The organism is Haloferax sp. Atlit-109R (assembly GCF_003665865.1).
Taxonomy (GTDB): domain Archaea; phylum Halobacteriota; class Halobacteria; order Halobacteriales; family Haloferacaceae; genus Haloferax; species Haloferax volcanii.
On record NZ_QPLO01000001.1, the window covers coordinates 354,839 to 367,279 of the forward strand.

The following is a 12,441-nucleotide window of genomic DNA, read 5'->3' on the forward strand; positions in this document are numbered from 1 at the left end:
CGCCGCCGTAGGCAGACCGCTCCAGACGTTTTGGGAACCTTTATGATACGGCTAACAGCACATACGGACGTTCGGAGACGACAATCCGGTACTCAGGAACACACAATGATTGAAGCAATCGAACCCCTCATGACTGCACTGCAGAGTGAAGCCGCTTCCTCGCCCGCTATCACCGCCGACGCCGCGGCGGCCCTCTCCGTCGGTATCGCCGCCTTCGCCGCAGGCTATGCGGAGCGTGGCATCGGCTCCGCCGCGATGGGTGCCATCGCGGAAGACGACGACCTCTTCGTCAACGGGCTGGTCCTCACGGTTCTCCCCGAGACCCTCGTCATCCTCGCACTGGTCGTTGTCTTCGCGGCCTAAGCACCCCCTCTCTTTCCCATTATGAGTTTGGACAACGTCGTTGAGGACATCCGAGACGAAGCCCGCGCACGCGCAGAGGACATCAGGCAGGACGGCCAGGAACAGGCAGACGAGATCGTCGCCGAGGCCGAGGCCGACGCCGAAGAGCTCCTCGAATCGCGGAAGGCGGACGTCGAGCAACAGCTCGAACGGGAGCGCGAACAGGCGCTCTCCAGCGCGAAGCTCGAAGCCAAGCAGGCCCGACTCGGCGCCCGTCGAGACGTGCTCCAGCGCGTCCGCGAGCAGGTCGAACGCGAGCTCGCCGAGCTGGAAGGCGACCGTCGCGAAGAGCTCACCCGCTCGCTGCTCGACGCGGCGGCGGTCGAGTTCGAAGACGCAGACGAAGTCTCCGTCTACGGCCGCGCCGACGACGAGGAGCTGCTTTCGAGCATCCTCGAAGACTACGACGGCTACGAGTTCGCCGGCGAGCGCGACTGCCTCGGTGGCGTCGTGGTCGAGGGGTCGAACTCGCGCGTCCGGGTGAACAACACCTTCGACTCGGTCCTCGACACGGTCTGGGAGGACAACCTGAAGGAAGTGAGTGCGCGACTGTTCGACGACCAATGAGCACTACCGGCGGCTCGAATCCCGAATACGTCATCGCTCGCGTTCGAGCGCGACGTAGTGCCCTGTTCGGCGACGAGGAGTACCGCAAACTGGTCCGCATGGGACCGGCCGAAATCGCTCGGTTCATGGAGGAATCGGAGTACGAGACCGAGGTCAACGCGCTGGGCAGCCGTTTTTCCGGCGTCGACCTCATCGAGTACGCGCTGAACCAGAATCTGGCGAAGCAGTTCAACGATATCCTCGACTGGGCAGACGGCCGCCTCTACGACCTCATCGCGCGGTATCTCCGCAAGTTCGACGCGTGGAACGTGAAGACGGTTATCCGCGGTCTCTACTCCGGTGCGTCCCGCGAGGAGGTCGAATCCGACCTCATCCGCGCCGGCGAGTTCGACGACCGCCTCATCTCGCGACTGCTCGACGCGGGCGAGATAGAAGAGGTCGTCAGCGTCCTCTCCGGCACCATCTTCGGTGACGGCCTCGCGGCCGCCTACGAGGAGTACGAGGAAGTCGGCGTCCTCGTCCCGCTGGAGAACGCGGTCGACCGCGCCTTCTACGAGCAGTTGCTCGACGACCTGGTCGTCGGCGAAGAGGCAAAGCAGTACCGCGAGTTCCTCGAAGCCGAAATCGACTTCCGAAACGCCCGCAACGCGCTCCGCATCGCTCGCAGCGGTGCCGACCTCGACCCCGTCGACTACTTCATCGAGGGCGGCACGCTGTTCCGCGCGACGGAGCTCGCGTCGCTGGCGACCAGCCCGGACGAGCTGGTGTCGAAAATTCGTGACAGCCGATACGGCGACCGCCTCTCGGCGGCCCTTTCGGACCTCGAAGCGGCAGACAGCCTCATCGGCTTCGAGCGCGCCCTCGACGCGGCGCTCTTGGAGTACGCGGACACGCTCGGTTACGTGTTCCCGCTTTCTGTCACGCCAATCGTCTCGTACATCCTCGCCAAGGAGCGCGAGGTCGACAACATCCGGGCCATCGCCCGCGGCCGCGAAGCCGGGCTGGACCCCGATGCAATAGAAGCGGAGCTGGTCATCCTATGAGCCAGGAAATCGCAGTTATCGGCAGTCCGGACTTCACCACGGGCTTTCGGCTTGCGGGCGTCCGCAAGTTCGAGAACGTCCCGGACGAAGCGAAGGACGACGAACTCGACGAGGCCGTGACGCGGACGCTGGAGGACGAGGACGTCGGCATCATCGTGATGCACGAAGACGACCTCGACCACCTCTCGCGTAACGCCCGGCAGTCGGTCGAGCGCAGCATCGAGCCGACGCTCGTGACGCTCGGCGGCTCCGGCGGCGCGAGTGGCCTCCGTGACCAGATCAAGAGAGCAATCGGTATCGATCTGATGGACGAATAACCAAACATGAGTCAGGCAACACAAGATTCCGTTCGCGAGGACGGTGTCATCGCAAGCGTGAGTGGTCCGGTCGTGACCGCCCGTGGCCTCGACGCCCGCATGAACGACGTCGTCTACGTCGGCGACGAAGGGCTGATGGGCGAGGTCATCGAAATCGAGGGCGACCTCACGACTATTCAGGTGTACGAAGAGACCTCCGGCGTCGGTCCCGGCGAACCCGTCGAGAGTACGGGCGAACCGCTGACCGTCGACCTCGGTCCGGGGATGATGGACGCCATCTACGACGGCGTCCAGCGTCCGCTGGACGTGCTGGAGTCGAAGATGAACTCGGCGTTCCTCGACCGCGGTGTCGACGCGCCGGGTATCGACCTCGACGAGAAGTGGGAGTTCGAACCCACCGTCTCCGAGGGCGACGAGGTCGCCCCCGGCGACGTCGTCGGGACGGTCCCCGAGACCGTGACCATCGAGCACAAGGTCATGGTCCCGCCGGACTTCGAGGGCGGCGAGGTCGTCGCCGTCGAGGAAGGCGAGTTCTCCGTCACCGAGACGGTCGTCGAACTCGACAACGGCGAGGAGATTACGATGCACCAGGAGTGGCCGGTGCGTCAGGCTCGCCCCGCCGCGGAGAAGAAGACCCCGCGCGAACCGCTCGTCTCGGGGCAGCGCATCCTCGACGGCCTGTTCCCCATCGCGAAGGGTGGAACGGCCGCGATTCCGGGGCCGTTCGGCTCCGGGAAGACGGTCACGCAGCACCAGCTCGCCAAGTGGGCCGACGCGGACATCGTCGTCTACGTCGGCTGCGGCGAGCGCGGTAACGAGATGACCGAGGTTATCGAGGACTTCCCGGAACTCGACGACCCGAAGACGGGTAACCCGCTCATGGCTCGGACGTGCCTCATCGCGAACACGTCCAACATGCCCGTGGCGGCCCGCGAGTCCTGTATCTACACCGGCATCACCATCGCGGAGTACTACCGCGACATGGGATACGACGTTGCGCTCATGGCCGACTCCACCTCTCGGTGGGCAGAGGCCATGCGCGAGATTTCGTCGCGCCTCGAAGAGATGCCCGGCGAAGAGGGGTACCCCGCGTACCTCGCCGCGCGTCTCTCCGAGTTCTACGAGCGCGCCGGCTACTTCACGACCGTCAACGGCGAGGAAGGCTCCGTCTCCGTCATCGGCGCGGTTTCGCCGCCGGGCGGCGACTTCTCCGAGCCGGTCACGCAGAATACCCTGCGTATCGTCAAGACGTTCTGGGCGCTCGACGCGGACCTCGCAGAGCGCCGTCACTTCCCGGCCATCAACTGGAACGAGTCGTACTCGCTCTACCAAGAGCAGCTCGACCCGTGGTTCGTCGAGAACGTCGAGGACGACTGGGCAGAAGAGCGCCAGTGGGCCGTCGACGTGCTCGACGAGGAGAACGAACTGCAGGAAATCGTTCAGCTCGTCGGTAAGGACGCCCTCCCGGAGGACCAGCAGCTGACCCTCGAAATCGCTCGCTACCTCCGCGAGGCGTACCTCCAGCAGAACGCGTTCCACCCGACGGACACGTACTGCTCCCCCGAGAAGACGTACGGAATCCTCACCGCCATCCACACGTTCAACGACGAGGCGTTCAAGGCGCTCGAAGCCGGCGTCCCCGTCGAAGAGATTCAGGCCATCGAGGCGGCTCCCCGGCTGAACCGCATCGGTGTGCAGGAAGACTGGGAGGCGTACATCGAGGACCTCAAAGCAGAGATCACCGAGCAGCTCCGCGAGCTGTACTGAGACCATGAAGGAATACCAGACCATCACCGAAATCAGCGGCCCGCTGGTGTTCGCCGAGGTCGACGAGCCGATCGGTTACGACGAAATCGTCGAAATCGAGACGCCCCAAGGCGAGACCAAGCGCGGACAGGTCCTCGAATCCTCCGAGGGCCTCGTCGCGATTCAGGTGTTCGAAGGCACGACCGGTATCGACAGGAACGCGTCCGTCAAGTTCCTCGGCGAGACCCTCAAGATGCCCGTGACCGAGGACCTCCTCGGGCGCGTGCTCGACGGGTCCGGCCAGCCCATCGACGGCGGCCCCGAGATCGTCCCCGACGAGCGTCGGGACATCGTCGGCGCGGCAATCAACCCCTACTCCCGCGAGTACCCCGAGGAGTTCATCCAGACCGGCGTCTCCGCCATCGACGGCATGAACACCCTCGTCCGCGGCCAGAAGCTCCCCATCTTCTCCGCGTCGGGGCTTCCCCACAACGACCTCGCGCTCCAGATCGCCCGTCAGGCGACGGTGCCCGAGGACGAAGACAGCGGCGAAGACTCGGAGTTCGCAGTTGTCTTCGGCGCGATGGGTATCACGCAGGAAGAGGCCAACGAGTTCATGGAGGACTTCGAGCGCACGGGCGCACTCGAGCGCTCCGTCGTCTTCACGAACCTCGCGGACGACCCCGCGGTCGAGCGGACGGTCACGCCGCGACTCGCGCTGACGACCGCCGAGTACCTCGCGTTCGACAAGGACTACCACGTCCTCGTCATCCTGACCGACATGACCAACTACTGCGAGGCGCTCCGCGAAATCGGCGCGGCTCGCGAAGAGGTCCCCGGTCGCCGTGGCTACCCGGGTTACATGTACACCGACCTCGCACAGCTCTACGAGCGTGCGGGTCGCATCGAGGGCCGCGAGGGGTCTGTCACGCAGATTCCCATCCTCACCATGCCGGGTGACGACGACACGCACCCGATTCCCGACCTGACCGGCTACATCACGGAAGGGCAGATCTACATCGACCGCGACCTCAACTCGCAGGGCATCCGCCCGCCGATCAACCCGCTTCCGTCCCTGTCGCGTCTCATGGACGACGGTATCGGCGAGGGCCTCACCCGCGAGGACCACGCCGACGTGTCCGACCAGATGTACGCGGCGTACGCGGAGGGTGAAGACCTGCGCGACCTCGTGAACATCGTCGGTCGCGAGGCGCTGTCGGAGCGCGACAACAAGTACCTCGACTTCGCAGAGCGCTTCGAAGCCGAGTTCGTCAATCAGGGCTTCGACACGGACCGGTCCATCGAGGACACCCTCGACATCGGCTGGGACCTCCTGTCGACGCTTCCGAAGTCCGAGCTCAACCGTATCGACGAAGAGCTCATCGAGGACTACTACGAAGACGACGCCGAGTCGGTCGAAGCGGAAGCCTAGACCGCGGCGAACGCCGCGTTCGTCCCTCGGTTCGATTCTCCTCTTCTATTCGCGCCACTCGCCTCCCGAGCCGCGCGGCCGCGCGTCGCCCGCGAGAACTTCCTTACGTCTCGGCCACGACGACTCCGCATGGACGCCACCTCGTCTCCCACCCGCGTCCTCGCGGTCGTCGGTCCCGCCGTCGACCGGGAGCGACTCGTGGACGTGCTCTCGCCGCTTTCGGTGTCGGTCGCCCCCTCGGTCGACGCGGCCGGCCGGCGCGCCGAGGCCGAATCGGTCGACTGCGTCGTGCTCGGAACCGACCGCCTCGCCCACGTGAACGCGGTCCACGGTGCGCTCGCGGTCCCGCTGGTCGTCGTCGTCCCGCCCGACGGCGACCTCTCGGCGGCGACCGCCCGCGACGCGGGCGCGGCCGACGTGGTCCCGGTCGTCGACTCGAACCTCTTCGAACGGCTTCCAGAACGGGTCGAAAGCGCCGTCGCGTGGCGTCGCCGCGGCGCGGCGGCCGCGAGCAAGATTACGGAGGACCTGAAAGAACAGGCGATAGACGAGGCTCCGGTCGGCATCACCGTCGCGGACTGCTCGCTGCCCGACCGACCGCTCGTCTACGTCAACGAGGCGTTCGAGACGATGACCGGCTACTCGGCCGACGCGGCGTTGGGGCGGAACTGCCGGTATCTTCAGGGGCCGAACACTGACCCCGAGCGAGTCGCCGCACTCCGCCGCGCCATCGAGGCCGAGGAGTCGGCGTCGGTCGAACTGCTGAACTACCGCGCGAACGGCGAGACGTTCTGGAATCGGGTCGACGTCGCGCCGCTGAGCGGGCCGGACGGCGAGGTGACGCACTACGTCGGCTTCCAGACGGACATCACCGAGCGCGTGCGCGCGGAGGCGGCCGCCGAGCGCTACGCCGCCAGAGTCGACGAGGAGCGCGCGCGCCTCCAGACGCTCGTCGAGCACATCGAGGGGCTGTTGGCGGACGTGACGAGCGCGCTCGTCCGCGCCGAGAGCAGACAGGAACTCGAAGCGGCCGTCTGCGACCGCGTCACCGCCGCGGGGTCGTTCGACTGCGCGTGGGTCGGCCACTGCGACCTCTCGCCGGCGGTCATCGTTCCAAACGAGCGGGCCGGAACGGACACGGAGTTCCTCGACGGCCTCGAAATCAGCCGGTCGAATCCCGACGATCCCACCGCTCGCGCCGCGGAGACGCGGGCCGTCCAGTCGGCGGCCGTCGGCGACGGCAGCGTCCACGCCGAGACGCTCGTCCCGTTCGACTCCGTCATCGCGGTCCCGTTGGTCCACAGCGGGACGCTCTACGGCGTCCTGACGGTCTACACCGACGTCGCGGAACTCGACGACCAGGTCCGAGTGGTGTTCGGGACACTCGGGCGGGCCGTCGGCGCGGCCATCGACGCCTTCGAGAGCCGGCGGTCACTGCTGTCCGACGAGCGGCTCGAACTCGAACTCGACGTGCGCGACGAGAGCCAGCCGTTGGTCCGACTCGCCGTCGCGGGCGACTGCGAACTCTCGTATCGCGGTTCGGCCCAACACGACGACGGGACCGTGAGTCTGTTCGTCTCGACGCACCCCGCGACCGAGTTCGAGGAAGCCGACACCGACCTCGACGGCCTTCGAAGCGTCGACGTTCTCCCCCGCGGCGACGACGCGGAACTCTACGAGCTCACCTTCGACGACGGGTCGCTCCTTCACCTCGTCGCCGACGCGGGTGGGCGGCTCGTCGACCTCGAAGTAGACCGCCTCGGCTGTCGGCTCACGGTCATCATTTCCGACCGCGTGGCGGGCCGGGCGCTCCTCGACGACTTGCAGACGGTCGCGGCGAACGCCGAACTCCGCTCCGTCACGAACCGGTCGGAACCGCCGGAGGCGCGCCGCGAGTTCGTCGCGAGCGTCACCGACGACTTCACCGACCGACAGCAGTCGGCCCTCCAACTCGCCTACCTCGGCGGCTACTTCGAGTGGCCCCACGCCGTCACCGGCGAGGAACTCGCGGAGACGATGGGCGTCTCGCGGGCGACGTTCCACCAGCACCTGCACGCCGCGGAGCGCAAACTCATCTCCCGATTTTTCGACAGCGACCCATACTAGTCGGGCGGCTCCGGTTTTTTGACGGTCGCTCAACGGCTACCGCCTCCGGTGCGCCGACTTCAGCACCCGTGGCGACCTGCGGACTGAATCGCGGTCTCGACCTGCGGACGTGACACTTCCAAGCACGCCCGATTTCGCCCGGTCCGGCCGGCCAGACAGTAAAAGATTAACACCCCAGGCGAACAACCCCCGGCAACGATGGCCGAAGACGTCAAGCCGACCCGCAAGAACTTGATGGCGATCGAAGATCGCATCGAACTCTCCGAGCGGGGCCACGACACGCTCGAACAGAAGCGTGACGGGCTCATCATGGAGTTCATGGACATCCTCGACCAGGCCCAGGACGTGCGGGCCAACCTCAATCAGGACTACGAGCGCGCGCAGAACAAGATCAACATGGCCCGCGCCATGGAGGGCGACGTGGCGGTCCGCGGCGCGGCCTCCGCGCTGAAGGAGTACCCCGAAATCACGACGCAGTCGAAGAACATCATGGGTGTCGTCGTCCCGCAGATCGAGTCCTCGCGCGTGAAAAAGAGCCTCGACCAGCGCGGCTACGGACTCCTCGGCTCCTCGGCCCGCATCGACGAGGCCGCGGACGCCTACGAGGAACTCCTCGAATCCATCATCCTCGCGGCGGAGGTCGAGACGGCGATGAAGAAGATGCTCGAAGAGATCGAGACGACGAAGCGCCGCGTCAACGCGCTCGAATTCAAACTGCTCCCGGAGCTGTACGAGAACCAGGAGTACATCGAGCAGAAGCTCGAAGAACAGGAGCGCGAGGAGATTTTCCGCCTGAAGAAAATCAAGGCGAAGAAGGAAGAAGAAGAAAAGGAAGAACGCGCCGCGGAGAAGGCGGCGGCCGAAGCCGACGCGGACGCAGACGCGGAAGCGGCGACCGCAGACTGACGGGGCCGCCTGTCTTCTCTCGACTCCTCTCTCGGTCGGGTCTCCGACCGTTTTTCATCCTATCGGCGCGTAGAGCGTCTCATGTCTTGTCCCGACTGCGACGGCGACCTCGCCGTCTTCGCGGTGCCGGAACCGCTCGAATCACACGCGCCCGAGGCGGCGCTGACCGTCGGGTTGTGCGCCGACTGTCTCCGACTGCACTCGACCGAGGCACCGCCGAGCGACGGTGCGTCGCGGCCGCTCGCGGGCGCGCTTCCCGACGGCGACGCGGGCGCGGCGGTCGCGCTCCTCGTCGGTATGCTCGACTCGCTCGCGCTCAACCGCGCCGGTATCGTCGACTGCGTCGAGTTCGCCGAGCGATCCGGGACCGACGTGCACCTCACGCTCGACCGGCTCCAGCAGACGGCGACGGCCCCCCACTTCGACGTCGCTCGCCGGCAGCGCCAGTTGGACGCGTTTCTCTGAGTGCCGTCGCTCCGTGCCGTCGAACGCGTGGCGTGAAGACGCCGAGGAGGAGGTCGCTTAGACGCCGGTGGAGTACCGGAGGATGCCGGCGATGCCACCGAACGCGTCGTAGAGCTGTTCGCCTTTCTCGAAGTCGGTGCTGATGAACTTCGTCTCGGTGCCGCGCTGGTCCGCGAGGTCCATGAGCCACTCGATGACGTCCTCGCGGTCTTTCAGTTCGGCCTCCGAGCCGTCGTCGCACTCGTGGGTGGGCGTGTCGTGACGGTGGTCGACGAGCTCGTACTCCTCTTGGCCGCCACAGTCGTAGACGGCGATGTCCTTTCGGAGGTCCTCGGAGATGAGGAGGCGGTCGACCGACCCCATCACGAGGTTCTTGCGGGTCGCCTCGAACCCGTAGGTGGACTCGTTGCCGCGGTGGAGCTTCTCGAAGAACTCCTCCATCTGCTTTTTGTCCTTGATGACCTCTTGGTCGGCCAGCGCGTCCTGCCCGGCGTCGACGAGGTCGTAGAGGCCGGACTCGTCGGTGTAGGCCACGTCGAACTTCCCGACGACGAGGTCCTGCAGTTCGTGGTGGAGGTAGTCGCCGTCGAGGAACTCGTCTTTCGTCGGCGAGGGGCCGCCCACGAGGATGCCGTCCATGTCGTGGCGCTTGGGGACGAACAGGTCGTTGGCCATGCCGGCGACCTCCTGATAGAAGTTGTCGATGGCTTCGAGGCGGAGGCGGGCGAAACGCTGGGCGGACTGACCACCCTTTCGCTGCTTGCCGGGGACGAGCGACGAGGCGCTCTTGACCGGCTCGACGCGCTTGCCCTTGAGCCAGCCGACGTTGGCCTCGCGGCGGTCGAGGACGATGAGGCCGAACAGGCCCTTGTCCATGAGCATGTCTTCGAGCGGCCCGGTGAGGAAGTTCGAGTCGCAGTGGTACCGGAACGACTGAATCGGCTCCGGCGGGCTTTCGAGTACCTTGGTGACCATCGTCGTCTGGCCGCCGCCGGCGTCGACCGCGCCGGAGAACATCACGATGCCGTTGTCCGGCGGGAAGTTCCCGTAGTACCGGAGTCGGTCCTTGATGCTCGTCAGGGCGTCTTGGACGTTCGTTCGCGTCTGCTTCGATTTGATGTTAGACGCTTCGCTGTGCTCCGTGATGACGTGTTCGACCACGTCGGAAATCTGCTTGTCTTCGGGGATGTAGATGGTGACGAGCTGCGTTCCCGACCCTTCGTACTCTCGCAGGTCCTCGATGACCTTCTTGAATTCGTACTTTCGGCGGTCCTCGCTCGCCTCCTCGGCGTCGCTACTCATCACTCCACCTAGTCCCTCCAGCGGCTAAGTAACCTTTGACTGGGCACGTGCCGCGGTATCTCGACGCACGAGCGGCCGTCCGAACCGACGTGCGGAGACGAGCGCGGTCGGAGAACATTTATGTTGCTGTCACGGGTGGACTTCGACGTTGGAATTATGGCCCGGGTGTACGCAGTTGCCAGCGCGAAAGGCGGGGTTGGAAAGACGACGAGCACGGCCAACCTCGGGACGACGCTCGCGATGGCCGGTCACGACGTCGTCGTCGTCGACGGTGACCTCGGGATGCCGAACCTCGCCGGCGCGCTCGGCGTCGACCCCGACGGGGCGACGCTCCACGACGTGTTGACGGGCGAGGCGGCGGTCGAGACCGCCGTCTACGACGGACCGGCGGGACTCTCGGTGCTCCCCGGCTCGAACGCGCTCGAAGCGTTCGCGACGGCGAACGCCAAGGAGCTCGAACCGGTCATCTCGACGCTCGAAGCGAGCTACGACATCGTCATCATCGACACCGGTGCGGGGCTGAGCGACGACACGTTCGTCCCGCTGAAGCTCGCCGACGAGGTCATCCTGGTCTCCACGACGGAGCGCGAGGCGCTCGGTGACACGGAAAAGACCCGACAGCTCGCAGACCGCATCGGTGCCGACGTGGTCGGCGTCGTCCTCACGCGCGTCGACCAGTCGAAGCCGAACGCCGACGTGGTCGCTTCGCTCCTCGATACCGGCGTCATCGCTGTCGTCCCCGAGTCCCCGGCCATCCGCGAAGCGCTCAGCACGCGGGACCCGGTCGTCGTTCACTCGCCCGACAGCATCGCGACCGCGGGGTATCGCGCGCTCGCCGAGGCGCTCACCGGAACGCCGGTCCCGGTTCCGGGTCTGGACGACGAGGCGGACGAAGCGGACGCGACGGACGAGGCGGACGAGGCGGACGAGGCGGACGAGACGGACGAGACGGACGAGACGGACGAGACGGACGAACCGGCGGACGCCGCCGACCCGGAGCCCGACCCCGAACCTGCCCCCGACTCGGACTTCGTCGAGGACAGCGGTGGCGGGGTCGACGACGGAGCCGGTCCGGCGGCGACCCCGGACCTCGATTCGGGTTCGGACTCCGTGGCCGACCCCGACGCCGCCGCAGTCGCGGACGAAGGCCGGGCCACGGCGGACCCCGAACTCGAATCGGAGGCCGAACCGAACGTCGAAGCCGAACCCGAGGGAGAATCGACTGTCGAGACCGAACCGGAGGCGGAACCGAACGCCGAGACCGAACCGGAGCCAGCAGTCGATTCGGACACCGACGACGACCTCGCGGCGTCGATTCCGTTTTCCGCCAGCACCGTCGAGGAGCCGGACGACCCCGCGGAACCCGACCCTGCCGATGGCGCGGACGCGTCCGAGTCCGCCGCAGACCCCGCCGTGGACTCCGCGGTCGACCCCGGCGACGACGCGCCGGCCGACCCGTTGGCCGCCGACGCATCCGACGACCCGGTACTCGCTGACCCCGACCCGGTCGGCGACGAGGAGTCCGACACCGACCCGCTGGCGGCTGACCTCGACGCGGTCACCCGCGGGACGCCGGCTGCTGACGAGGAGACGGTCGCCGTGGCCGACGACGAAGTCGTGTCGGACGTCGACGCCGACACCGACTCGGCGGACGCGGACCCGCTCGCGGAAGGCGCGGTCGCAGACGAGTCGCGCTCGTCGTCCTCGGCGTCGGTCGAGGGGGCGGACGCGCCCGGCGCGGACGAACCGCTCGTCGCGGAGGCCGAACCGGATGCGGCCGAGGCCGAATCGGACGCCACTGAGGCCGATCCGGACGCCGACGACTCACCCGAAGACGACGACGAGGAGGGCGTCTACACCACCTCGCTCGTCGAGGAGGTCGAGTCGTTCGACGACGACGAGCGCGACGAGAAGAAAAAGGGGTTCCTCAGTCGCTTCCTCGGCTAAACGGGAAGGTCTTTTACTCGCGTCTGCGGAATGCCCTCTATGGCAGAATCCGAGTCCGTTCCCTTCTGGTGGATAGTCCTGTTTCTCGTTCTCGCGCTCGGCAGCGGAGCCGCCGTCGTCTTCTCGGTCGGCGGGTCGCTCATCTCCGGGGCCGTCGCGCTCCCGTTTTTCTTCTGAACCGCTCGAAAAACGCCGTCACCGAGACACC

Annotated in this window: 12 protein-coding genes; 11 read left to right on the plus strand and 1 reads right to left on the minus strand. The window is 66.6% G+C overall.

The genetic code is table 11. From position 1 onward, the window contains the following. The first annotated feature begins 105 nt into the window (after positions 1-105). From DVK03_RS01870 to DVK03_RS01910, 9 genes are all read left to right on the plus strand, one after another. Entirely contained in the window at positions 106-363 is a 258-nt protein-coding gene (locus tag DVK03_RS01870) for a F0F1 ATP synthase subunit C (RefSeq protein ID WP_004044611.1), read from the plus strand. A gap of 21 nt (positions 364-384) precedes the next feature. Continuing rightward, positions 385-969 (plus strand): V-type ATP synthase subunit E, encoded by a 585-nt coding sequence (locus tag DVK03_RS01875; protein ID WP_004065384.1) that lies wholly within the window; start codon positions 385-387, stop codon positions 967-969. After that, complete coding sequence (locus DVK03_RS01880) at positions 966-2,012, plus strand: V-type ATP synthase subunit C (protein WP_115802102.1); 1,047 nt, start codon at positions 966-968, stop codon at positions 2,010-2,012. Before DVK03_RS01875 ends, DVK03_RS01880 begins: the two co-directional genes overlap by 4 nt. Beyond that, positions 2,009-2,329, plus strand: coding sequence for a V-type ATP synthase subunit F (locus DVK03_RS01885; RefSeq protein ID WP_004044608.1), 321 nt, complete (start codon positions 2,009-2,011; stop codon positions 2,327-2,329). The genes DVK03_RS01880 and DVK03_RS01885 overlap by 4 nt, the downstream gene beginning before the upstream one ends. Before the next feature lie 6 nt (positions 2,330-2,335). After that, positions 2,336-4,096, plus strand: coding sequence for an ATP synthase subunit A (locus DVK03_RS01890; protein WP_115802103.1), 1,761 nt, complete (start codon positions 2,336-2,338; stop codon positions 4,094-4,096). Positions 4,097-4,100: 4 nt separating this feature from the next. After that, positions 4,101-5,507, plus strand: coding sequence for an ATP synthase subunit B (locus DVK03_RS01895; RefSeq protein ID WP_004065381.1), 1,407 nt, complete (start codon positions 4,101-4,103; stop codon positions 5,505-5,507). Positions 5,508-5,636: 129 nt separating this feature from the next. Next, positions 5,637-7,613, plus strand: coding sequence for a bacterio-opsin activator domain-containing protein (locus DVK03_RS01900; protein WP_004065380.1), 1,977 nt, complete (start codon positions 5,637-5,639; stop codon positions 7,611-7,613). Positions 7,614-7,811: 198 nt separating this feature from the next. Beyond that, positions 7,812-8,519 carry a V-type ATP synthase subunit D gene (locus DVK03_RS01905; RefSeq protein ID WP_004044604.1) on the plus strand — a complete coding sequence of 236 codons (708 nt, stop codon included), beginning with the start codon at positions 7,812-7,814 and terminating at the stop codon, positions 8,517-8,519. An 81-nt stretch (positions 8,520-8,600) separates the two neighbouring features. Further along, a complete protein-coding gene (locus tag DVK03_RS01910) occupies positions 8,601-8,984 on the plus strand; it encodes a DUF6276 family protein (RefSeq protein ID WP_004044603.1) in 384 nt (127 codons plus the stop codon). 57 nt (positions 8,985-9,041) lie between these two features. On the opposite strand, the gene prf1 is transcribed toward DVK03_RS01910, so the two are convergent. After that, positions 9,042-10,286, minus strand: coding sequence for a peptide chain release factor aRF-1 (gene prf1 / locus DVK03_RS01915; RefSeq protein WP_004044602.1), 1,245 nt, complete (start codon positions 10,284-10,286; stop codon positions 9,042-9,044). Positions 10,287-10,442: 156 nt separating this feature from the next. On the opposite strand from prf1, the gene minD reads away from it, so the two are divergent. Beyond that, a complete protein-coding gene (gene minD / locus DVK03_RS01920; protein ID WP_115802104.1) occupies positions 10,443-12,233 on the plus strand; it encodes a cell division ATPase MinD in 1,791 nt (596 codons plus the stop codon). A gap of 39 nt (positions 12,234-12,272) precedes the next feature. Further along, positions 12,273-12,410: a hypothetical protein gene (locus tag DVK03_RS19930; protein ID WP_004065378.1), complete on the plus strand. Its 138-nt coding sequence runs from the start codon at positions 12,273-12,275 to the stop codon at positions 12,408-12,410. Positions 12,411-12,441 lie beyond the last annotated feature (31 nt).